20 protein-coding genes and 1 pseudogene are annotated in these 21,704 nt (G+C 61.0%); 15 read left to right on the forward strand and 6 right to left on the reverse strand.

What is annotated here, in order from left to right; genetic code table 11:
* Window positions 1-7 precede the first annotated feature (7 nt).
* Window positions 8-1,321, forward strand: a complete 1,314-nt coding sequence (gene preA / locus N2597_RS15540; protein ID WP_038690796.1) for an NAD-dependent dihydropyrimidine dehydrogenase subunit PreA — start codon at window positions 8-10, stop codon at window positions 1,319-1,321.
* Window positions 1,322-1,475: 154 nt separating this feature from the next.
* Window positions 1,476-3,425, forward strand: coding sequence for a malto-oligosyltrehalose trehalohydrolase (treZ, locus tag N2597_RS15545; RefSeq protein ID WP_183598427.1), 1,950 nt, complete (start codon window positions 1,476-1,478; stop codon window positions 3,423-3,425).
* Between the two features lie 230 nt (window positions 3,426-3,655).
* Here treZ and N2597_RS15550 read toward each other — a convergent pair whose 3' ends face one another.
* From N2597_RS15550 to N2597_RS15560, 3 genes are all read right to left on the reverse strand, one after another.
* A complete protein-coding gene (locus tag N2597_RS15550) occupies window positions 3,656-4,090 on the reverse strand; it encodes a DUF6766 family protein (protein ID WP_009990469.1) in 435 nt (144 codons plus the stop codon).
* 72 nt (window positions 4,091-4,162) lie between these two features.
* On the reverse strand, window positions 4,163-5,200 hold the full coding sequence (locus N2597_RS15555; RefSeq protein ID WP_183598429.1) for a TIGR03885 family FMN-dependent LLM class oxidoreductase: 1,038 nt from the start codon (window positions 5,198-5,200) through the stop codon (window positions 4,163-4,165).
* On the reverse strand, window positions 5,197-6,843 hold the full coding sequence (locus N2597_RS15560) for an alpha-amylase family protein (RefSeq protein ID WP_183598431.1): 1,647 nt from the start codon (window positions 6,841-6,843) through the stop codon (window positions 5,197-5,199). The genes N2597_RS15555 and N2597_RS15560 overlap by 4 nt, the downstream gene beginning before the upstream one ends.
* 186 nt (window positions 6,844-7,029) lie before the next feature.
* Between N2597_RS15560 and N2597_RS15565 the strand changes: the two genes are divergently transcribed.
* Window positions 7,030-7,260 (forward strand): alpha-amylase family glycosyl hydrolase, encoded by a 231-nt coding sequence (locus tag N2597_RS15565; protein WP_225881411.1) that lies wholly within the window; start codon window positions 7,030-7,032, stop codon window positions 7,258-7,260.
* Window positions 7,261-7,596: 336 nt separating this feature from the next.
* Entirely contained in the window at window positions 7,597-7,686 is a 90-nt protein-coding gene (locus N2597_RS15570; RefSeq protein WP_225880876.1) for an SEC-C metal-binding domain-containing protein, read from the forward strand.
* 274 nt (window positions 7,687-7,960) lie between these two features.
* On the opposite strand, the gene ftrA is transcribed toward N2597_RS15570, so the two are convergent.
* Window positions 7,961-8,962: a transcriptional regulator FtrA gene (gene ftrA, locus N2597_RS15575; protein ID WP_183598433.1), complete on the reverse strand. Its 1,002-nt coding sequence runs from the start codon at window positions 8,960-8,962 to the stop codon at window positions 7,961-7,963.
* 70 nt (window positions 8,963-9,032) lie between these two features.
* Between ftrA and N2597_RS15580 the strand changes: the two genes are divergently transcribed.
* The 3 genes from N2597_RS15580 (at window position 9,033) to N2597_RS15590 (ending at window position 12,700) form a co-directional block, all read left to right on the forward strand.
* On the forward strand, window positions 9,033-9,443 hold the full coding sequence (locus tag N2597_RS15580; protein WP_009993328.1) for a rhodanese-like domain-containing protein: 411 nt from the start codon (window positions 9,033-9,035) through the stop codon (window positions 9,441-9,443).
* Window positions 9,444-9,596: 153 nt separating this feature from the next.
* On the forward strand, window positions 9,597-10,133 hold the full coding sequence (locus tag N2597_RS15585) for a biliverdin-producing heme oxygenase (RefSeq protein WP_183598435.1): 537 nt from the start codon (window positions 9,597-9,599) through the stop codon (window positions 10,131-10,133).
* The gene (locus N2597_RS15590) at window positions 10,130-12,700 is read left to right on the forward strand and encodes an HWE histidine kinase domain-containing protein (protein ID WP_183598437.1); all 2,571 of its coding nucleotides are present in this window, start codon (window positions 10,130-10,132) and stop codon (window positions 12,698-12,700) included. The genes N2597_RS15585 and N2597_RS15590 overlap by 4 nt, the downstream gene beginning before the upstream one ends.
* A gap of 3 nt (window positions 12,701-12,703) precedes the next feature.
* On the opposite strand, the gene N2597_RS15595 is transcribed toward N2597_RS15590, so the two are convergent.
* Window positions 12,704-13,381, reverse strand: a complete 678-nt coding sequence (locus N2597_RS15595) for a TetR family transcriptional regulator C-terminal domain-containing protein (protein WP_038690808.1) — start codon at window positions 13,379-13,381, stop codon at window positions 12,704-12,706.
* Between the two features lie 275 nt (window positions 13,382-13,656).
* Between N2597_RS15595 and N2597_RS15600 the strand changes: the two genes are divergently transcribed.
* The 3 genes and pseudogenes from N2597_RS15600 (at window position 13,657) to hydA (ending at window position 16,697) form a co-directional block, all read left to right on the forward strand.
* Window positions 13,657-14,910: a Zn-dependent hydrolase gene (locus tag N2597_RS15600; protein WP_183598439.1), complete on the forward strand. Its 1,254-nt coding sequence runs from the start codon at window positions 13,657-13,659 to the stop codon at window positions 14,908-14,910.
* Window positions 14,910-15,246, forward strand: a pseudogene (locus tag N2597_RS15605) (endonuclease domain-containing protein). The gene N2597_RS15600 and the pseudogene N2597_RS15605 overlap by 1 nt, the downstream one beginning before the upstream one ends.
* Window positions 15,243-16,697 (forward strand): dihydropyrimidinase, encoded by a 1,455-nt coding sequence (hydA, locus tag N2597_RS15610; protein ID WP_183598441.1) that lies wholly within the window; start codon window positions 15,243-15,245, stop codon window positions 16,695-16,697. Before N2597_RS15605 ends, hydA begins: the two are co-directional and overlap by 4 nt.
* A gap of 58 nt (window positions 16,698-16,755) precedes the next feature.
* Here hydA and N2597_RS15615 read toward each other — a convergent pair whose 3' ends face one another.
* Window positions 16,756-17,169 (reverse strand): cupin domain-containing protein, encoded by a 414-nt coding sequence (locus N2597_RS15615; protein WP_183598443.1) that lies wholly within the window; start codon window positions 17,167-17,169, stop codon window positions 16,756-16,758.
* A 94-nt stretch (window positions 17,170-17,263) separates the two neighbouring features.
* Between N2597_RS15615 and N2597_RS15620 the strand changes: the two genes are divergently transcribed.
* The 5 genes from N2597_RS15620 to N2597_RS15640 all read left to right on the forward strand — a co-directional run bounded on the left by N2597_RS15620 (window position 17,264) and on the right by N2597_RS15640 (window position 21,681).
* Window positions 17,264-18,049 (forward strand): ABC transporter ATP-binding protein, encoded by a 786-nt coding sequence (locus tag N2597_RS15620; protein WP_096771460.1) that lies wholly within the window; start codon window positions 17,264-17,266, stop codon window positions 18,047-18,049.
* A 172-nt stretch (window positions 18,050-18,221) separates the two neighbouring features.
* Window positions 18,222-18,602 carry an endonuclease domain-containing protein gene (locus N2597_RS15625; RefSeq protein WP_183598445.1) on the forward strand — a complete coding sequence of 127 codons (381 nt, stop codon included), beginning with the start codon at window positions 18,222-18,224 and terminating at the stop codon, window positions 18,600-18,602.
* Entirely contained in the window at window positions 18,599-19,528 is a 930-nt protein-coding gene (locus N2597_RS15630) for an ABC transporter permease (RefSeq protein ID WP_096771462.1), read from the forward strand. Before N2597_RS15625 ends, N2597_RS15630 begins: the two co-directional genes overlap by 4 nt.
* Window positions 19,525-20,652 carry an ABC transporter permease gene (locus N2597_RS15635; RefSeq protein ID WP_096771463.1) on the forward strand — a complete coding sequence of 376 codons (1,128 nt, stop codon included), beginning with the start codon at window positions 19,525-19,527 and terminating at the stop codon, window positions 20,650-20,652. Before N2597_RS15630 ends, N2597_RS15635 begins: the two co-directional genes overlap by 4 nt.
* 57 nt (window positions 20,653-20,709) lie before the next feature.
* A complete protein-coding gene (locus N2597_RS15640; RefSeq protein WP_183598447.1) occupies window positions 20,710-21,681 on the forward strand; it encodes an ABC transporter substrate-binding protein in 972 nt (323 codons plus the stop codon).
* Window positions 21,682-21,704 lie beyond the last annotated feature (23 nt).

The raw sequence follows: 21,704 nt of genomic DNA on the forward strand, positions 1-21,704 counted from the left end.
ATGAACCATGGCTGATCTGCGCAATAATTTCGTCGGCATCAAATCCCCGAATCCGTTCTGGCTGGCGTCTGCGCCGCCGACCGACAAGGCCTATAATGTCGAGCGCGCCTTCAAGGCCGGCTGGGGCGGCGTGGTATGGAAGACGCTCGGCGAAGAAGGCCCGCCCGTCGTCAACGTCAACGGCCCCCGCTACGGCGCCATCTGGGGCGCCGACCGCCGCCTGCTTGGCCTCAACAATATCGAGCTCATCACCGACCGCGACCTCTACACCAACCTGCGGGAGATGAAGCAGGTCAAGATGAACTGGCCGGACCGGGCGCTGATCGCCTCGATCATGGTGCCCTGCGAAGAGCAGGCCTGGAAATCGATCCTGCCGCTCGTCGAAGAGACCGGCGCCGATGGCATCGAGCTCAATTTCGGCTGTCCGCACGGCATGTCGGAGCGCGGCATGGGCTCGGCAGTCGGCCAGGTGCCGGAATATATCGAAATGGTCGTGCGCTGGTGCAAGCAGTACACCCGCATGCCCGTCATCACCAAACTGACGCCGAACATCACCGATATCCGCCGCCCAGCCCGCGCCGCCAAGGCCGGCGGCACCGACGCCGTCTCGCTGATCAACACGATCAATTCGATCGTCTCCGTCGACCTCGACAACTTCGCCCCCAACCCAACGGTCGGCGGCAAGGGCAGCCATGGCGGTTACTGCGGCCCGGCGGTCAAGCCGATCGCCCTCAACATGGTGGCCGAGATCGCCCGCGATCCTGAAACCTACGGCCTGCCGATCTCGGGCATCGGCGGCATCACCACCTGGCGCGACGCCGCCGAATTCCTCGTTCTCGGCGCCGGCAACGTCCAGGTCTGCACCGCGGCGATGACCTACGGCTTCAAGATCGTCGACGAGATGATCTCGGGCCTTTCCGACTGGATGGACGAAAAGGGTCATCGCACTCTCGACGACATCACCGGCCGCGCCGTGCCAAACGTCACCGACTGGCAGTATCTGAACCTCAACTATATCGCCAAGGCGAAGATCGACCAGGATGCCTGCATCAAATGCGGCCGCTGCCATATCGCTTGCGAGGACACCTCGCACCAGGCGATCACCAATGTCGTCAATGGCCTGCGCCATTTCGAGGTGATCGAAGAGGAATGCGTCGGCTGCAATCTCTGCGTCAACGTCTGCCCGGTCGAGAACTGCATCACCATGGAACCGCTGGCCGCCGGGACCCTCGACAAACGCACCGGCCGCGTCGTCGATCCGAACTATGCCAACTGGACGACCCACCCGAACAATCCGATGGCCCGCCAGGCGGCGGAGTGACGGCTTTGCAACGCTGCGGACATGCCTAGTCCGCGGCGTTGTGCTGCCGCGAATGCCAATCCGAGCTTGATTGGCAGCTCGGAGGTGACGAGGGCGCTTCTGGGAACATCATGACGCTGCCGAAGTTAGCGCAGGCGATCTCCACGAGAGACCTATGCGCGACAACCCTAGCAGCGAAAACTTGAAATCGATGCCCCCTGGTTCAGGCCGACGTCTCCCGATTGGAGCGGAGGTTGATGCTGAAGGTGTTTCATTCCGCATATGGGCTCCTGCGCGGAAGCGCTGTTTCCTCGTGATTGACGACGTCGAGTATGAGATGACGGCGGAGGATGGCGGATATTTTCACCTTTATCTCGTTGGTCACGCTGCAGGCACGAGATACCGGTTCCACTTCGGTGACGCGACCGATCTTCTTGCCGATCCTGCTTCGCGCTTTCAGCCCGATGGCCCATCGGGGCCTTCTGTTGTCGTGGATCCGGGGCGTTATCAGTGGAATGATCGTGATTGGCGAGGCATCCGCCCAATCGGAGTTGTTCTCTACGAGATGCACATCGGCACCTTCACTAGGGAAGGTACGTTTGTCGCGGCCAAGGAGAAGCTGGCGAAACTGCGCGCAATCGGCATCAACTGCCTTGAAATAATGCCGATCAATGAATTCGAAGGCGAATTCGGCTGGGGATATGACGGCACACTGCTATATGCTCCGACGCGCCTCTATGGAACTCCGGATGACGTGCGCGCCTTCATCGACGAGGCGCACCGGATCGGCATCGGGGTGATCCTCGACGTGGTCTACAACCACTTCGGTCACGGCGAGCGTTTCTGCGAGTTAACGCCCGATTATTTCACCGAGCGCTACTCGAACGAGTGGTGTAAGTCGATCAACTTCGATGGCCCGAACAGCCACGGCGTTCGGGAATATGTCGCAAAAAACGCGGCCTATTGGATCGACGAATACCATTTCGATGGTCTGCGTATCGATGCAACCCAGGCCTTGTTCGACGCGAGCCTGGAACACATTGTCACGGTCATCGCCAGGGAAGCGCAGGCCGCGGCAGGACAACGGCAGATCTATCTCGTGAGCGAAAATGAGCCGCAACAAACCGACATGGTGCGGCCGGCAGCGACGGGAGGGCATGGGCTGGACGCCTTGTGGAATGATGATTTCCATCGTTCCGCCACCGTCGCTCTGACCGGGCGCAACGAAGGGTACTACCATGATCATCGCGGTACAGCGCAGGAATTCGTGTCCGCCGCCAAATATGGCTGTCTGTTTCAGGGGCAGCGATATGACTGGCAAGACCGACCGAGGGGAACCGCCGGGCTCGACCTCAAACCGTGGAATTTCGTGCACTTCCTCCAAAATCACGACCAGATCGCCAATTCCGGCACCGGCGCCAGGATCGGCCAGATAACGTCGCCAGCCCGCCTTCGGGCCCTGACAGCTCTCCAGTTGCTGGGCCCGCAGACACCCATGCTCTTTCAAGGGCAGGAGTTTGGCGCCTCATCTCCCTTCTGTTATTTCGCAGATCATGACGGAGAATTCGCCGACACTGTACGGCAAGGTCGGCGTGAATTCATCAGCCAATTCCCCAATCTGAGGGACAAACGGCTCATCATCCAGATGGCGGACCCATGTGCCCGCGAGACGTTCGACAGCGCGAAGCTTGATTGGGCTGAATGTGAAAACAACGCGGCTGTCGTTCTTCTTCATCGCGACCTGCTCAAACTGCGTCAAACACACAAGGCCTTTTCTCGCCAAGCCTGCGCTCGTGATGGCCAGATAGACGGCAGCGTCCTATCGAGCTCCGCCTTTCTCCTGAGGTTTTTCGCTGAGCAACAGTCTGACGAGAGGCTGCTGCTAATCAACTTCGGCAAGGACCTCGTCATCGATAGTCTGCCGGATCCGCTTTTTGCTCCACCACAAGGCCAGCAATGGCGTCTTTGCTGGTCGAGCGAGGACGCTTCTTACGGCGGCAGCGGACGCCGACCTTATGACTTTCAGAAGCGTTGGGTGTTGAATGGGGATATTGCTTTGGTTCTCGCCTCCGTAAAGGTGAGCAACGGTCGACCGGCCTCACCCGGCCCCACGAACGACCGTTAAGCCGGAATCTCGCGAGACGAAAACTCCGGCCCCTAACCGAAAACATCGCTCGCTCTGTAGAGGCCGGTTTGTGCAGCATCCTCTCAGGGCAAAGAAAACCGACATGCGGTCGATAAGGCGGGTCCAGACGACAAGCCGACGCTCATCGATAGTCCGGCGCAACGAACGGGTTGCCCAGCTCAACCGTGATCGAGCCGATATGCGATGCGGGCGCCATCCTCCTGAGCGGTTCAGGTGGCGTCACCGATCCTTTCACGTCCCCGGCGCGTCTCCAGTTCGTGAGCGTATGGGCCGGCATGCCCGCCCGTTCTCATGAAGTGCCTATCTATCTCAGCGATGATCGCTTCAGCCTTCTCTCCACCATTCAATCTGATGAGAGCGTCCAATTTTGCTTCCGTACGATCGTCGTTTTCTTTCGAAGAGGGGGAGCCGATATAGAGGAAGTAGGCAAGACCAACGACCTGCCAGAGCAATTGCAGGAATTCGGACTGCCAGTTTTCAAAAGTGTCTCTGCTCATTTCCATGAGGTAGGCGTTGATCTCAGGCGTTTGCCCGTGGCTCTGCTGCTCGCCGACAAAGGCGAACCAGCCAAACAGCCAATGGCCGGCGAGCGAAAATAGGAAGAAGCCAACGGTGATCCAGGCATAGGCGTACTTTTTGAACATGATACCTCCTTAGACAGGTCTATTCTCGAGTGCGGTTATGTGAGAGACCAGCCGCATTTGCCGACATGCTCATCAGCTGATCCCTGACCTGCCTTCCAAGTCATCCCGCGCAGAGCGATCGAAGGAAGCAACCGACGCTCCAGCCTGGAAGTTCGGCAGTACCTCGCGTCCGAAGATTTCGATGAACTCGCGCTGATTGCGACCGACATTGTGAATATAGATCTGCTCGAATCCCATCGCGACATCGGCTTCCAGCCATTCGACATGCCGATGCGGCTCGGCCGAGATGCGAACGTGCTCATCCATATCCTCCGGCCGCACCTTGAGGCAGGCCTCGTCGAACTCCTCCGGCAATCGAAGCGTCTCGGAGATAGCGGCGGAAATCGCGTTGCTGCGCCACTGGTCGTAGGCGTTTGTCCTGGCTTCGTCTTCGGACCCGGCATAGGAAATGTGCGTCTGTAAGTAGAGTGGCTTTCCTGCCCCGCCCCCACGCCGGAAGGCATCGACGATCTCGCCAAGCTTGTCCCGCGGCTGATTGATGGTGATGAGCGCATCCGCCCAACTGCCTGCCCACTCTGCCGTGTTTGGCGACAGCGCGCCGGCGACAATCCGTGGAAGGTCGTCGGGAAGTGTATGAACGCGTGCCTGATCGACTTTGATGGGCTCTGCGCGACTGACAAGCTTCCCCGACCATAAATCCCGCATGATTTCCACCGCCGCCCTCAGCCGTTCATTTCTTTCGGGTTTCGAGGGCCAGCGGTCGCCGGTGACATGCTCATTCATCGCCTGCCCGCTGCCGACGGCAATCCACGGCAAGCGCCCTGGAAACATCTGCGCGACCGTCGCGCCCGCCTGTGCGGTCAGTGCCGGATGATAACGCCAGCCCATCGGAACGGTAATGATACCGAACGGAATAGAGTGCGTGGCCTGGAGCGCCGCCCCTAGCCAAGCCCATGCAAAGCCAGACTGACCTTGCCTCTCGCTCCATGGCGTCAGGTGGTCCGACGACATCACCGCCTGGAAACCTGCGGCCTCTGCGGCTTGCACATGTCCGAGGAGCTCGCTTGGCGAAAATTGTTCGTGGGACGCGTGATAACCGATCAGCGTCATGATCCGTTCCCTTCCGAAATAAACCAGTGATAGGCGTAGGGCTCAAGCTCAGGGCGCGGATGGGCGACCCCCTCGTACTCCATGTTGCCTATGAGATCTCGAAAGCGTTTGGGTTGCATGCCGCCGAAGTTGATTTCTGTTCTGATTTGCCGATCCGCAAGATTATGGACGAGCAACAGGAGCGCGCCGGCCGCTTCAAAACCGTGGACCAAAACAGCCGGATCGCCGGCGCTCAGCCTCACCAGCCGGCCCTTGGTGAAAAGCGGCTGGTTCCTGCGTAGGAAAATAAAGCGCTTAACCCTGTTCAATAGAGAATTCGGGTCCTCACACTGGTCGGCCACGTTCACCTTTCTATAGGAAAACGGCCCCTCGGCGACGAGCGGCTGGCATAGCTTTCCGCTGCTGGCGTTGGAGAACCCCGCGTTCCTCTCCCCTGACCACTGCATCGGTACCCGCACGGTGCTGCGTCCGGGCTGAGAAAGGTCCTCCCCAATGCCAATCTCGTCCCCGTAGACGATAAGCGGCGGCCCGCTCAGAGAAAAGATGATGCTGAAGGCAAGTTCGATCCGCTGCTGATTGCCACCTAGCATGGGCGCGACGCGGCGGCGGATGCCGCGGCCGAAGGCCTGCATCTCTTCCTTCGGCGCAAAGGCGTCGAAGACATTCTTCTTCAAATCCGCCGGAACCTGTGAAAAATCGAGCTCATCGAGGTTGCGCAAGAAATTTACCCAGCCGCAGCCCGCTGGCGGCTCCGGAAGCAGGCTCAGTCTTTGGTTGATGGAGGCCGCGTCCTCTCTGGCGAAACCTGCGAAGAGGTAGCAGGCGAGCATGAAATTCAGCAGAAGATGAAGTTGGTCCCCCTCTCCAAAGAAGGCGTCGGAAGCCTCCGGCCGAAGATTGACTTCTCCGAGAAGCACACCGCCCGGTCGCCTGCTGTGCAGATAGCTTCCAATCTGCCTCAATACGCCATGTGGATCGCGGGGGTTGGCGTGTTCGAACCCTTTGTCGGCAATAATAAGTGGAGCCGCGTCCAGCCTGAACCCGCTGACGCCGAATGCAATCCAGTAATCGACGATACGCAATATCTCTTCACGCACCTGCGGATTTGCAATATTCAGTTCAGGCTGAAAGTCGTAGAAGTTATGGAAATAATAGGCTCTCGCCACCTCATCGTAGGTCCAGAGGCTGTTCACTTCGCCCGGAAAAATCGACTTCGCCCCGGAAGCGACGGGTGGAGGGTCGGCGCTCCAGACATAGTAATCGCGGTAGCGCGTCTCGTCGTCGTGTCTGGCGGCTTGGAACCAGGGGGGCTGATCAGAGGTGTGATTGACGACGAGGTCGATAATGACGCGAATGCCGTGCTCACCAGCGCTGTGCAGAAAAGCCAGGAAATCTTCAAGCGTCCCCACCTTCGGGTTGATCGAGTAAAAATCACTGACGTCATAACCGTTGTCGCGGTCAGGACTGCGATAAAACGGAAGGAGCCAGATGCAGGTGATGCCAAGCTCCGAAAGATATGTCAGCTTTTCCGCAAGACCGATGAAGTCACCAATGCCGTCGCCATTGCCATCCGCAAATTTCTCAACATCTATACTGTAGATCACGGCCTCCTTATACCAGCTACTGCTTCGGTGCGGCTCCACGACGGTCTCCTGTTAGTCCTTGCTGGAAACATCTAACGGTTCCGGAGGGGCTGAGTTCCTTGGATCCTCTCAGGTTCACTGGCGTCGCAGGATGATGGAGGGTGTTTTTCCTGTCGGAACCTGCCGGCACCGGAGGAGTTCATCCGCGGAGCAAACGAGAACGGCCGCGATAACGCTCGCACTCCAATGCATTGGAGCACCGCCCCCTATGGCGGCTTTTCGACCGGTGTGCCTTGGATCGAAGTCAATCCCAACTATTCGAAAGTCAATGCCGAAGCGGCCACTAGGGACGAGAAGTCGACCTGGAACCACTATCGCAAGCTGATCGCCCTCCGGAAGACGCACCCGCTCATCGTCTACGGCGAATACCGATCCTGGACACCCCAATGTCTTCGTCTATACCCGTACGATCGATAGCGACGATCAGCGAAACCATTGAGCTCAAGCCATACGAGGCGTTCGCCATAAGCGTCTGAGTGAAGCTCCGAAACGAACATGGCAGGTCTCGCCGCGACCAGAGTGACGGCTTTGCAACGCCGTTGACAAAGGTCGATCCGCAGCGTTGCATTGAACCGGCAATAGATTTATGTCGAACTCGCTGCACGATCGCAGCGTGTACCGCAGAGGAGGCAGCCATGGCTCGCAAACACCTCACCGACTTCAGCTTTTGAGGTCACGTCGAAACGACGTAAATCCTTCCCGTCCGAAGCCCGGGTCAAGACCGGTTCGCAGATCGTTCATGGCGATGTCGAATTGATCGAAAAACTCGGCCGCAACGATCCCTGCCCCTGCGGTTCCAGGAGGCGGTTTCAAGAATTGCTGCCTGCATTCCGGCCGCTATGACGGCATTCAACGGGATTACTATTTTTAGAAACCGTGACTGAAGGTGGCGGCGCCCTTTACAGAAGGGCGCCGCTCATCATGCGGGCAGAGCGACATGCCGGATCACAGCTGGAAAGTCCTGATCTCGTTGCCCCGTTCGATGGTCCGGTTGGCGACAAAGCGTCCGGATTTGGTCGCCGCCTGCTTCTCAGCCTCAATTTGGTGCAACATTGCTTGGAGGCGCTGAAGCGCCAGGGCTTTGTTGCGGTGCTGGGAATTGCAAGCATGAGGCGCGCTAACCGCAGAATGATTTCCGATAGGCGCCTGGGCTCGTCCCCAGCCTCCGACGAAAATGATGCCGCATGGTCGCCAGCGTGCCAAAGCCGCTTGATATGGCGATGTCGTCGAGCGATACCGCAAGCTCTTTCTCGAGAAGATCGCGCGCATGCCGCAGCCGCTCCTTCAGCAGCCACTCGCCGACACTCTCACCCGTTGCGGCTTCGAAGCGACGTTGAAAGGTGCGCATGCTCATGCCCGCTCTTTTGGCGAGCAGATTGATCGGCTGTTCCTCGGACAGCTTTTCCCGCATCCATTCGATCAGCGGTCCGAGACGCATACCCTCGCGCTCCTCCGGCACGGGAGCCGCGATGAACTGCGCCTGCCCGCCCTCACGATGCGGCGGAACGACGAGACGTCGCGCCACGCTGTTTGCGGCATCCGGGCCGAAATCACCGCGCACCACATGCAAGCTGAGATCGATGCCGGCCGCGCTTCCCGCCGCCGTCAGGATGCTGCCCTCGTCCACGTAGAGAACATTGGCGTCAAGAGTGATGTCGGGATAACGCGCTGCGACGGAGGCGACGTAGCGCCAATGCGTGGTCGCCCGCCGTCCGGCCAGCAGACCGGCCCCGGCAAGCACGGCAACGCCGGAGCAGAGCGACATGACACGCGCGCCGCGCTGGTGAGCTGCCCTAAGCGCTGCGGCGAGCGGCGCAGGCACCGGCGCATCGATCGCCCGCCAGCCCGGCACGACGATCAGGTCCGCCTCCTCAAGCACCTCCAATCCCTTGTCGACGGCGACCGTCAACCCGCCGGCGGCGCGCAGCGGCCCCGACTCGATGCCGCAGACGGAGAAGCGATACCAGCCTTCGCCCATCTCCGGGCGCGGCAGGCCGAAGACCTCATAGGCGATGCCGAATTCGAAGGTGCAGAGCCCATCATAGGCAAGGGCTGCGACCAGCGGTCCTTTTGTTCGATGCGGCGATGTGTTTGGCATGATTTTTACGGTGTCAGTCATGATGGCCAATTTCGCAAAGCTCTAGCATCGGCGATACCAGGCTGCAATTCCAACACGGGAAGGAAGACATATGCCAAGCCCTGTCGCCGAAATACCCGCCGCCGAGCCCGATCTCGCCGCCGCCCATTATGCCGCCAAGCTCGCCTTCGAAACCGATTGCTCGGATGTCCATGCTGCCTTTGCCGGCGCCAAGGTCGATTTCGTTCTCCTCGACGTGCGCTCGGCGGCCCTGTTTGCGCAATCCCATGTACCTGGCGCGATCAATCTTCCGCACGGCAAGATGACCGCGCACCGCATGTCGGAATGGGCAAGGGACACGCTGTTCGTCGTCTATTGCGCCGGTCCCCACTGCAACGGCGCCGATAAGGCCGCTTTCCGCCTCGCCAAGCTCGGCCTGAGGACGAAGTTGATGATCGGCGGCATGACCGGCTGGGCCGACGAGGGCTTTGCCTTCGAAAGCGCGGCCATGGCTGCCGAATAAGACGGACAATGCCCTCATCATGCGGTCACATGGAGTTGAGGGAAGCCCATGTTTTTCTATGGGCTTCCCTGGAAATACGGGAATGCTGCAATATATCGCTAGTTCATCCTCAGATGAACGGCACCCTATGCCATAATCCGTAGACCGGTCCGCATGTCACTTCGCAGCGTGCTTCGCGCACAAACAGCAGATTGCCACGCCGAGGTCGATATGCTTTTCGGCACTTTCGATCTTTCCAATAGAGAGCGGTATAGGACATTCCTGCGCGCGCATGCCCGGATCGTGCCGGCCGCCGAAAATGCGATCGAGAATGCCGGAATCCTCCGCCTGCTGCCCGACTGGTCGGAACGCAGACGCGCGCCGCTTCTCTTTGCCGATATCCGCGCGCTCGGCGATCAAATGCCGGCGCTCCTTTCGCCGCCGGCGCTCGGCTGCGAAGCGGCACTCTGGGGAGCGCTCTATGTGCTCGAAGGCTCCAAGCTCGGCGGCGCTCTGCTCGCCAAATCCGTGCCGGATCACCTGCCGAGCAGCTATCTCGCGCCGCAAGGGTCGAAGGGCGCCATGCGTCTCTTCATGGAGCGCCTCGACGCGAGCGATGTCGACGATCCCGCGGCGGCCGTCTCCGCGGCCCGCACTGTCTTCGATCTCTTCCTCAAAGCCGGTCAGCTTGAACTGGAAGCCGTCCCATGAGCGGCACACGCGAACCCGTCGACCTCACCAATTGCGACCGCGAGCCGATCCATCAGCTCGGCGCAATCCAGCCCTTCGGCTTTCTGCTGGCAGTATCTTCGGATTGGATCGTCACACGCGCCTCCGTAAACCTTGCAGACTTTCTGGGCGTGACACAGGCCGATGCTCTCGGCCGTCCCGCTTCCACGCTGATCATGCCCGAAGCGCTCCATGCGATCCGCAATAAGCTCACCACCTTGCGCGGTGCCGATGTCGTCGAGCGCATTTTCGCGATCGCCCTGACGCCCGATCAATCCAAGTTTGACGTTGCCGTGCACTTCAATGAAGATCAGGTCATCATCGAAGGCGAGCGCTGCCAGGAAGATAGGCGCAACGCCCCATCCCTCTCCATGCGCAGCATGATGTCCCGCCTCGACCAGTCGGAAACGCTGGATGCCTTCTTCCGCGAGGGGGCAAGACAGGCGCGCGCCCTGACCGGCTTCGACCGGGTCATGGTCTATCGTTTCGACGAAGGCGGTTCCGGCGAGGTTGTAGCCGAAGCCGCCCGCAGCGGCATCGGCTCGTTCCTGGGACTGCATTATCCCGCTTCCGACATCCCGGTGCAGGCGCGAGCGCTTTACCTGCGCAACCTGTTCCGCATCATTGCCGATGTCGATGCCGTTCCGGTCCCGGTCCTTCCGGAACGCGACGAACGCGGCCAGCCGCTCGATCTCTCCATGTCGGTGCTGCGCTCGGTTTCGCCGATCCACATCGAATATCTGAAGAATATGGGCGTCGGCGCTTCGCTCTCCATATCGATCGTGGTGGATGGCAAGCTCTGGGGCCTCTTTGCCTGCCACCATTACGGCCCGCGCCTGCCGTCGGCTCAAAGCCGCTCCACCGCCGAACTCTTCGGTCAGATGTTCGCGTCGCGTCTGGAAAGCCGGGAACGGCGGTTGGCGCTCGACTATGAGACCAAGGCGCGTCGCATCGCCGACCGGCTTCTCACCTCCGTCGCCGACAATGCCAGTCTGCTCGACGACCCGGCCTGGCTGATCGAGGCGCTCGCCGACGCCATTCCTGCCGACGGGATCGGTGTGTGGATCAACGGCCGGCTGGCGCTTGCCGGCATCGGGCCGGATGAGAAAAATTTTGCGGCCCTCGTCCGCCATCTCAATCGCAACGCCGCCGGCCGCATCTATGCCGTCGACAGGCTTGCCGAAACCTATCCGGAGCTCGGGATCGACGGTGCGGTGGCGGGCATGCTGGCGATCCCGATCTCGCGCTCGCCGCGCGATTATGTCGTGCTCTTCCGCCAGGAGCTGGTGCGGACCGTCCGTTGGGGCGGCGACCCGCACAAGCCGGTGGAATATGGACCCAACGGCCCGAGGCTGACGCCGCGCAAGAGTTTCGAGGCCTGGTCGGAACTGGTGCGCGGCCGCTCACTTCCGTTCACGGAAGCGGAGCGCCGCGTCGCCGAAACGATCCGCGCCACGCTGATTGAGGTGGTTTTGCGCCTGACGGACGAGGCCAGCATGGCGCGCCAGATGGCAAATGAGCGACACGAGCTGCTGATCGCCGAACTCAACCACCGCGTCCGCAACATACTGAGCCTGATCACCGGCATCATCCGCCAGTCGCAGACAACGTCCGTGAGCCTCAGCGACTACATCCGCCAGATCGAGGGCCGCGTCCAGTCACTCGCCCGTGCTCATGACCAGATTACCCGCGATCACTGGGCGCCTGCTTCGCTTCGGCAATTGCTGCTGGCCGAGACCGCCGCCTATCTTGGCAAATATGCGCAACGCATTCAGATGCGCGGCGAGGACGTGCTGCTGGAGCCGCAGGCCTTTTCCACCGCTGCCCTTGTTTTCCACGAGCTGATGACCAACAGCGCCAAATATGGCAGCCTTTCCGGCACTGGCAGCGGCATCGTCGAACTCGGCTGGTCCCGCGATGACGAAGGCAATCTGCGCATTGGCTGGCGCGAAAAGGATGGCCCCTCCGTCACCGAACCCACGCATCACGGCTTCGGCTCGACGATCATTCGGCGCTCAATTCCCTATGACCTCGGCGGCAAGGCCGAAGTGCGCTACAACAGGAACGGGCTCGAAGCGGATTTCTTCATTCCGGGGCGGTATGTTGTCCGCCCGACGAGTGAGCGATCAGATTCAACGCCGTTCGGCGCAGCTGCACCCAAGCTGATTGCAGGCGGTCGACAGCCGCTTTCCGGCCTGAGCGTGCTGCTGGTGGAAAACAACCTGATCATTGCCATGGACGGCGAAGATATATTGCGCCGGCTGGGCGCCGAAGTAGCAACCGTACCAAGCGTTGCCGAGGCCATGAAAATCCTGGACCACCGGTCCTTCGACCTGGCGCTTCTCGATGTCGATCTCGGTGATGAGACCAGCTTCGGGATTGCCGACCGACTGGCAGCCGGAGGTGTGCCCTTCATTTTTGCCACAGGCTATGGGGAGGGCATCGCCCAGGCGAACAGTCATTCGGATGCGCCCGTCTTACAAAAGCCCTATACGATGGAAGCTGTGACGGACAGTCTCGCCCGTCTGCCGCTTCCTAAACGTAAGTAGACATCAGCTTTCGGAGCGATCCGGCCGCAGGCCGCCGATGAAGAGCTGTTCCAGAAACCGCGCCGCATCCTCGAAGCGGCCCTCACCGGCATGCTCCTGTCCGAGCACAGCGCGCACTTGTACGTCGAAATCCGCATAATGCTGGGTCGTCGACCAGATCGAGAAGATCAGGTGGTATGGATCGCATTCGGTGATCTTGCCTGATTTCGCCCAGGCGCGGATGACCTCGGCTTTCTCGTCGACCAGTTCCTTCAGCGGACCCTTTAGCTCGTCCTCGATATGCGGCGCGCCCTGCAGCACCTCATTGGCGAAGAGCCGGCTTTCCCGTGGAAAATCGCGGGCCATCTCCAGCTTGCGTCTGATATAGCTGCGGATTTCCTCTTCCGGATTGCCTTCGGCGTCGAAGGCGCGCAACGGCTCCAGCCAGGTGTAAAGCACCCGGTCGATCAGCGCCCGGTGCATGGCTTCCTTGGTGCGAAAGTAATAAAGCAGGTTGGGTTTCGACATGCCGGCCACTTCGGCGATCTGGTCGATGGTCGAGCCGCGGAAGCCGCTTGCCGAAAACACGTCGAGCGCCGCTTCCAGGATCTGCTCTTCCTTCTCCTCCTGGATTCGCGTCCGCCTCAGGGTTTTCGCTGCTCTCGGTATGGTCACAGGCTGTCGTTTCCCCTTGAAATTCAACCTCTTCGCTCAAGTTTTCGACTGGCGGCGACCCTGCCGCTTGCTTGAGCAACTGCCCGTATTTTTATCGGCAATTTTCGTGATTTTCGTCTTGAGCCCGGCGATGGAAGTTGTAATGTTTACCAATCGGTCAAATTATCCGCCAGATGAAAAACAAAGGCAACTGGCGATTTTCCGGCGCTCGACAAAACCAATAAGAGGCGCAGGAATAGACCACGGGAACAGGCAGGCATGCCACTTCGCATGACTGCCGCAAACAGGTGAGGGCTTGAAAAATGGTGGCAGCACCAAGCGAGAACATGCGCGTCAATGGCGACCGTCTCTGGGACAGTCTCATGGACATGGCGAAGATCGGACCGGGCATCGCCGGCGGCAACAATCGCCAGACGCTGACGGATTCGGATGCCGAAGGCCGCAGCCTGTTCAAGACATGGTGTGACGACGCGGGCCTCACCATGGGCATCGACCAGATGGGCACGATGTTCGCCACCCGCCCCGGCACCGATCCCGATGCTTTGCCCGTCTATGTCGGCTCGCATCTCGACACCCAGCCCACCGGCGGCAAATATGATGGCGTTCTCGGCGTGCTCGCGGCTCTCGAGGTCGTGCGCACCATGAACGACCTCGGCATCAGAACCAAACACCCGATCGTTGTGACCAACTGGACGAACGAGGAAGGCGCCCGTTTCGCCCCGGCCATGCTGGCCTCGGGCGTCTTCGCCGGAGTGCACAGCCTCGACTTTGCCTATAATCGCAAGGATCCCGAGGGCAATCTGTTCGGCGACGAGTTGAAGCGCATTGGCTGGGTCGGCGACGAAGAGGTGGGCGCCCGCAAGATGCACGCCTATTTCGAATATCACATCGAACAGGGCCCGATCCTCGAAGCCGAGAACAAGCAGATCGGCGTCGTCACCCATTGTCAGGGCCTGTGGTGGCTGGAATTCACCCTGACCGGCAAGGAGGCCCATACCGGCTCGACGCCGATGAACATGCGCGTCAATGCCGGCCTTGCCATGTCGCGCATCCTGGAAATGGTTCAGGGTGTGGCGATGGACGAGCAGCCGGGCGCCGTCGGCGGCGTCGGCCAGGTCTTCTTCTCGCCGAATTCCCGCAACGTGCTGCCGGGCAAGGTGGTCTTCACCGTCGATATCCGCTCGCCCGACAAGGCCAAGCTCGACCGCATGCGGGCAAAGATCGAGGCGGAAGCGCCTGGCATCTGCGATGCCCTGGGTGTCGGCTGCTCCATCGAGGCGATCGGCCATTTCGCCCCCGTCACCTTTGACGAAAAGCTCGTCACCGCGGTTCGCTCCGCCGCCGAACGCCTCGGCTACACCCACATGAACCTCATCTCCGGCGCCGGCCACGACGCCTGCTGGGCCGCCAAGGTCGCGCCCGCGACGATGGTCATGTGCCCCTGCGTCGGCGGCCTCTCGCACAACGAAGCGGAAGAGATTTCCAAGGAATGGGCGACAGCGGGCGCCGATGTGCTGTTCCACGCGGTGGTCGAGACGGCGGAGATCGTGGTGTGATGTCTGATGTCTCGCCCGGAGCCCCCTCATCCGACCCTTCGGCCCACCTTCTCCCCGCTGGGGAGAAGGGAGCGGCTAACGTTGCGTCTTCCCCCTTCTCCCAAAGTCGACGGCTTCCAGCACGCCGAAAGCACGACGGATCAACGCCGAACCGAATGGCTCAATGCCAATGGCTATTCGGTCTTGCGCTTCTGGAATCAGGAAATCTCGCGCGAGCGGCGCTCCGGACTCGAAACGATCCTTGCGGCCTTGCAGGGCCGACTCGAATTCAGTCCCGAACTGCCCGGCTTCTATTCGCCAGCCGCATTCACAAATAAGGATAGGCAACGATCATGACCACAGTCATCAAAAACGGTACCATCGTCACGGCCGACCTCACCTATAAGGCTGACGTCAAGATCGGCGGCGGCAAGATCGTCGAGATCGGTCCGAACCTCTCCGGCGACGAGACGCTCGACGCCTCCGGCTGCTATGCCATGCCGGGTGGTATCGACCCGCACACCCATCTGGAAATGCCCTTTATGGGCACCTATTCCTCCGACGATTTCGAAAGCGGTACGCGCGCGGCCCTTTCCGGCGGCACGACCATGGTGGTCGATTTCGCCCTGCCTGCCCCGGGCCAGTCGCTGCTTGAAGCGCTGACCATGTGGGACAACAAGTCGACCCGCGCCAATTGCGACTATTCCTTCCACATGGCGGTCACCTGGTGGAGCGAGCAGGTTTTCAAGGAGATGGAGACCATCGTTCGCGGCAAGGGCATCAACACCTTCAAGCATTTCATGGCCTACAAAGGCGCGCTGATGGTCGACGACGACGAGATGTTCGCCTCCTTCCAGCGCTGCGCCGAGCTCGGCGCGCTGCCGCTCGTGCATGCCGAAAACGGCGACGTCGTCGCCTCGATGTCGGCAAAGCTGCTCGCCGAAGGCAATAACGGCCCCGAGGCGCATGCCTATTCCCGTCCGGCTGAAGTCGAGGGCGAGGCCACCAACCGCGCCATCATGATCGCCGACATGGCCGGCTGCCCAGTCTATATCGTCCATACCTCCTGCGAACAGGCGCATGAAGCGATCCGCCGCGCCCGCGCCAAGGGCATGCGCGTCTATGGCGAGCCGCTGATCCAGCATCTGACGCTGGACGAAAGCGAATATTCCAATCCCGACTGGGATCACGCCGCCCGCCGCGTCATGTCGCCGCCCTTCCGCAGCAAGCAGCATCAGGACAGCCTCTGGGCCGGGCTTGCCTCCGGCTCGCTGCAGGTGGTCGCCACCGACCATTGCGCCTTCACCACGGCACAGAAGCGGTTCGGCGTCGGCGACTTCACCAAGATCCCGAACGGCACCGGCGGTCTCGAAGACCGCATGCCGATGCTCTGGACCCACGGCGTCAACACCGGCAGGCTGACGATGAACGAATTCGTCGCCGTCACCTCGACCAATATCGCCAAGATTCTCAACATCTATCCGAAGAAGGGCGCGATCCTCGTCGGCGCCGATGCGGACATAGTTGTCTGGGACCCAAACCGTTCGAAGGTCATCTCGTCCAAGGCCCAGCAGTCCGCGATTGATTACAACGTCTTCGAGGGCAAGGAAGTGACGGGCCTGCCACGCTTCACGCTGACGCGCGGCGTGGTCGCCATCGAGGAAAGCACGATCAAAACCCGCGAGGGCCACGGCGAATTCGTGAGGCGCGAACCGGTCACTGCCGTCAGCAAGGCACTATCCACCTGGAAGGAGATCACCTCTCCGCGCAAGGTGGAACGAAGCGGCATTCCGGCAACCGGCGTATGACGATGGAGCATAATGATACCGCCATCAACCGGGGAACGACGCCTTCATGCGGATGACCTCACGCCGGCACCAGCGCGTCCAGCTCCGGGAGAAGCACGACGCTTTCCTGCTCGTGTGGATCGGTGCGGGCAATAACTGCCGTGCATGGCGTGCTGCTGAGGTTCGCCGGCATATGCGGCACGCCGGCCGGGATGTAGAAGAGCTCGCCGGCATGGGTGATGGCGTGATGCTCCAGCCGGTCCCCGTACCAGGTATGGGCCTCGCCGGAGAGCACGTAGATCGCCGTCTCGTGCGCCTCGTGCAGATGCGCCTTGGCGCGTACGCCGGGCGGGATCGTCAGGAGGTGCATGCAGATGCCCTTGGCGCCGACCGTCTCGGCCGCTATCCCTTCGAAGTAGCTGAGCCCCTGCTTGCCGTCATAGGCATGCTTGGGGCGAACGATGTGGCAGGTAGGTTGTGATGTCGCGTCCATTCTCTTCCTCCATGAAATGTGCCGCCGGCAGTGCCTGTGGCGATGGTAACATGCAAACCGCCTCCCCGCGGCGAAAACAAGAACGGTCGCATTGATGCAAGCACCCTCCGTCGTATCCGCCAAGGATCTCTGTCTCACCTACCAGGCGAATGACGGCCCGGTGCAGGCCCTCAGCGATGTCAATCTCGATGTCCGCAAGGGCGACTTCGTCTCTTTCATCGGCCCGTCGGGCTGCGGCAAGACGACCTTCCTGCGCGTCATCGCCGATCTCGAAAAGAGCACGTCGGGCGAGATTTCGATCAACGGCATGACGCCGGAAGAAGCCCGCAAGGCTCGCGCCTACGGCTATGTCTTCCAGGCGCCGGCGCTCTATCCCTGGCGCACCATCGAAAACAACATCGCCCTGCCATTGGAGATCATGGGTTATTCCGGCGCCGACCGGGCGAGGCGCATCGCCGAAGCGCTCGATCTCGTCAGCCTTTCCGGTTTCGAGAAGAAATTCCCCTGGCAGCTTTCCGGCGGCATGCAGCAGCGCGCCTCGATCGCCCGCGCGCTCGCCTTCGACGCCGATCTGTTGTTGATGGACGAGCCTTTCGGCGCGCTGGATGAAATCGTCCGCGACCATCTGAACGAAGAGCTGCTGAAACTCTGGGCGCGCACCAACAAGACGATCTGTTTCGTCACCCACTCCATTCCCGAGGCGGTCTATCTCTCCACCAAGATCGTGGTGATGTCGCCGCGCCCGGGCCGCGTCACCGACGTGATCGACTCGCCCCTGCCGGCCGAACGCCCGCTCGACATCCGCGACACCCCCGAATTCCTGGAGATCGCCCATCGCGTCCGCGAGGGGCTGAGGACGGGGCATAGCCATGAGGTTTAGGCGCGTGTTGTCGGAAAAGACCCCTCCCCAACCCCTCCCCACAAGGGGGAGGGGCTTGAGCGCCGAACCCGCCGCCAGCCTTGATTCTATTTCGCGACCGTCGCTGGAGGACTCGGCGAGCGCGGCAGGTTTGCCCCTCCCCCTTTTGGGGAGGGGTTGGGGAGGGGTTTAAATGCCACATTCAAACATCACCCCCAAAACCCGCGACACGGCAAAGCGCCTTCGTCGTGAACTCACGAAAGCCGAGGCCGCGATGGGGGACATGCTGCGCGATCTCAGGCCCTATGGCGCGAGATTCAGGCGTGAGACGCCATTTGGTCCCTATATCGCGGATTTCGCTTGGCTTTCAGCAAGACTGATTGTCGAAGTCGACGGCGACAGTCACGAGACGGTCGAGGGTCGGCGACATGATCTCGCCCGCGATGCATTCCTGCGCAGTCAAGGTTTCACAGTGCTGCGCTTCGACAACGCCCTGGTGCTCGACGGACCCGACTACGTGTTTATCACCATCGAAAAACACGCCGCTCCATTTTTGAAGGAGCGCGTCGCGTGAAACCCGATACTTTCAAAAACAAGGTCGTCCCCGTCACCACCATCCTGCTCGTCCTCGTCGCCATCTGGTATGTCGCCGCGGTCCTGATGAACGCGCCGTTCCAGCGCGACATGGACAGCCGTGCCGGCGCCACACCGACGACGTTCGAATTCATCGGCAAGACGCTGGCGCAGCCGAAACCGATCCTGCCGGCGCCGCATCAGGTGGCGCAGAATGTCTACGAGAACACCGTGCTGCGCAGCCTGTCGAGCAATCGCAGTCTCGTCTATCACAGCTGGGTCACGCTCTCCTCCACCCTGCTCGGCTTCGGCTTCGGCATGCTGCTCGGCATTCTCCTTGCCGTGCTGATCGTGCACAACCGCGCCATGGACCGCTCGCTGATGCCGTGGCTTGTGGCGAGCCAGACCATACCGATCCTCGCCATCGCGCCGATGATCGTTATCATTTCCTACAATGTGCTGACCGGCGACAATGCGCTCGCCCATCTCCTGAACCTCGATTCCGACGCCTCCCGCCTCGTCTCCAAGGCGCTGATCTCCACCTACCTCTCTTTCTTTCCCGTCGCCGTCGGTATGGTGAAGGGATTGCGGTCGCCTGAGATCATGCATCTCGACCTGATGCGCACCTATTATGCCAGCCCGATGCAGACTTTCTGGAAGCTGCGCGTTCCGGCATCGATCCCCTTCCTCTTCACCTCGATGAAGGTCGCAATCGCCGCAAGCCTGGTCGGCGCCATCGTCGGCGAGCTACCGACGGGGGCCACCGCCGGCATCGGTTCGAAGCTGCTTGCCGGCTCCTATTACAGCCAGACGGTCGACATCTGGGCGGCCCTCGTCGCCGGATCGCTGCTGGCCGGCATCCTGGTTGCAATCGTCGGCCTTGCTGCGAAGATGGTCGACCGCGCCATGGGCGGGAGGCCGGCATGAGACATCTGTCCTTCTCCTGGCAGGGCGTGACCGCTCTCCTTCTCTGTATGGCTGCACTGATCAACTTGCCGCTTTTGGCCGAGGGCGCACCCCGGCCCTTGACGGACGGCGCGGCCAGCCTCGTTTTCATCATCGTTATCGCCGCCGCCCTGCTGTCCTTTGCGCCGCAGCCGCCGGCCTATCGTGCCACCGTGCTGTTCATCGGCGCCCATGGCGCCGCCTGGATGCTGCTTTCCGCTCTCTCCGGCAACGAGGGCATGGCCAGTCGGGCGTTCTTCCTGCTGCTCTTCGCCTGCTGGCTGCTGGCTTGGCGATGCGTCACCGAGCTTTCGAAACAGCAGCCCGTAACCGCCTTCGGCAAATCGACGCTTCAACTGCTGATCCCGGCAATCTTCGGCGCCTGGATCCTGATCCTCTGGGAAGCCGCCACGCGCGGCGCCGGCATTCCCTTCATCATCCTGCCGCCGCCGAGCGCCATCGGCGCCCGTATCATCGCCTCCCTGCCGATCCTCGGTGCCGACGTCAGGCAGACGATCTTCAAGGCAGTGCTGATCGGTTATATCGTCGGCTGCCTCAGCGGCTTTGTCGTCGCCGTGCTGGCCGACCGCATCACCTTCCTGCGCCGCGGTCTGCTGCCGATCGGCAACATGGTCTCGGCCCTGCCCATCATCGGCGTCGCCCCCATTATGGTCATGTGGTTCGGCTTCGACTGGCCGTCGAAAGCGGCCGTCGTCATTATCATGACCTTCTTCCCGATGCTGGTGAATACCGTCGCCGGGCTTGCAGCCTCCGGCAGCATGGAACGCGACCTGATGCGCACCTATGCCTCGAGCGACTGGCAGACGCTGCTCAAGCTCAAGCTTCCGGCGGCCATGCCGTTCATTTTTAACGCACTGAAGATCAACTCGACGCTGGCGCTGATTGGTGCCATCGTTGCCGAATTCTTCGGGACGCCGATCGTCGGCATGGGCTTCCGCATCTCCACCGAGATCGGCCGCATGAATGTCGACATGGTCTGGGCGGAAATCGCCGTCGCGGCGCTGGCCGGCTCGATCTTCTATGGCGTCATCGCCCTGACCGAACGGGCGATGACATTCTGGCATCCGTCTATCCGTGGTGGCTAGACGCGCGCGGGCTCGCAAACGGGTCCGGGCATAACTTCAGAGGGTAAGGATAAGAAAATGAGAAAGTTGATGGTTGCAATGATGGCGAGCGCGATGACGCTTGCCGCCGCGCACGCGATGGCCGCCGACAAGGTGGTGCTGCAGCTGAAATGGGTCACGCAGGCCCAGTTCGGCGGCTATTACGTCGCCAAGGACAAGGGCTTCTACAAGGAGGAAGGTCTCGAAGTCGACATCAAGCCGGGCGGTCCTGATATCGCCCCCGAACAGGTGATCGCCGGCGGCGGCGCCGATGTGATCGTCGACTGGATGGGCGGCGCTCTGGTTGCCCGCGAAAAGGGCGTTCCGCTCGTCAACATCGCTCAGCCTTTCCAGAAGTCGGGCCTGCAAATGATCTGCCGGAAGGACGGCCCTGTTAAGACCGAGGCCGACTTCAAGGGTCATACGCTCGGCGTCTGGTTCTTCGGCAACGAGTACCCCTTCTTCGCCTGGATGAACAAGCTCGGCCTGTCGACGGAAGGCGGCCCAAACGGCGTCACCGTGCTGAAACAGAGCTTCGATGTGCAGCCACTCGTCCAGAAGCAGGCCGACTGCATCTCGGTCATGACCTATAACGAATACTGGCAGGCGATCGATGCCGGCTTCAAGCCGGAGGAACTGACGGTCTTCAACTATACCGAGATGGGCAACGACCTCTTGGAAGACGGCCTCTATGCGATGGAGGACAAGCTGAAGGACCCGGCCTTCAAGGAGAAGATGGTCAAGTTCGTGCGCGCCTCGATGAAGGGCTGGAAATATGCGACCGATAATCCTGACGAGGCTGCCGAGATCGTCATGGACAATGGCGGCCAGGACGAAAACCACCAGAAGCGCATGATGGGCGAAGTAGCCAAGCTCGTCGGGGACGGCTCCGGCAAGCTGGATGAAGCTCTCTATGCCCGCACGGCAAAGGCGCTGCTCGACCAGAAGATCATTAGCAAGGAGCCATCTGGCGCCTGGACGCACGACATCACCGACGCCGCCTCCAAGTAAATCCGCTGCAATGCAACGGGAAA

The sequence above is a fragment of the Rhizobium sophoriradicis genome (assembly GCF_025200795.1).
Taxonomy (GTDB): Bacteria; Pseudomonadota; Alphaproteobacteria; order Rhizobiales; family Rhizobiaceae; genus Rhizobium; species Rhizobium sophoriradicis.

Bases quoted from the DNA above. Each gene is read 5' to 3' on its own strand.
- preA (WP_038690796.1), top strand. From the start codon at position 8: ATGGCTGATCTGCGCAATAATTTCGTCGGCATCAAATCCCCGAATCCG.
- treZ (WP_183598427.1), top strand. From the start codon at position 1,476: ATGCGCGACAACCCTAGCAGCGAAAACTTGAAATCGATGCCCCCTGGT.
- N2597_RS15550 (WP_009990469.1), bottom strand. From the start codon at position 4,090: ATGTTCAAAAAGTACGCCTATGCCTGGATCACCGTTGGCTTCTTCCTA.
- N2597_RS15555 (WP_183598429.1), bottom strand. From the start codon at position 5,200: ATGACGCTGATCGGTTATCACGCGTCCCACGAACAATTTTCGCCAAGC.
- N2597_RS15565 (WP_225881411.1), top strand. From the start codon at position 7,030: ATGCATTGGAGCACCGCCCCCTATGGCGGCTTTTCGACCGGTGTGCCT.
- ftrA (WP_183598433.1), bottom strand. From the start codon at position 8,962: ATGACTGACACCGTAAAAATCATGCCAAACACATCGCCGCATCGAACA.
- N2597_RS15580 (WP_009993328.1), top strand. From the start codon at position 9,033: ATGCCAAGCCCTGTCGCCGAAATACCCGCCGCCGAGCCCGATCTCGCC.
- N2597_RS15585 (WP_183598435.1), top strand. From the start codon at position 9,597: ATGTCACTTCGCAGCGTGCTTCGCGCACAAACAGCAGATTGCCACGCC.
- N2597_RS15590 (WP_183598437.1), top strand. From the start codon at position 10,130: ATGAGCGGCACACGCGAACCCGTCGACCTCACCAATTGCGACCGCGAG.
- N2597_RS15600 (WP_183598439.1), top strand. From the start codon at position 13,657: ATGGTGGCAGCACCAAGCGAGAACATGCGCGTCAATGGCGACCGTCTC.
- hydA (WP_183598441.1), top strand. From the start codon at position 15,243: ATGACCACAGTCATCAAAAACGGTACCATCGTCACGGCCGACCTCACC.
- N2597_RS15615 (WP_183598443.1), bottom strand. From the start codon at position 17,169: ATGGACGCGACATCACAACCTACCTGCCACATCGTTCGCCCCAAGCAT.
- N2597_RS15620 (WP_096771460.1), top strand. From the start codon at position 17,264: ATGCAAGCACCCTCCGTCGTATCCGCCAAGGATCTCTGTCTCACCTAC.
- N2597_RS15625 (WP_183598445.1), top strand. From the start codon at position 18,222: ATGCCACATTCAAACATCACCCCCAAAACCCGCGACACGGCAAAGCGC.
- N2597_RS15635 (WP_096771463.1), top strand. From the start codon at position 19,525: ATGAGACATCTGTCCTTCTCCTGGCAGGGCGTGACCGCTCTCCTTCTC.
- N2597_RS15640 (WP_183598447.1), top strand. From the start codon at position 20,710: ATGAGAAAGTTGATGGTTGCAATGATGGCGAGCGCGATGACGCTTGCC.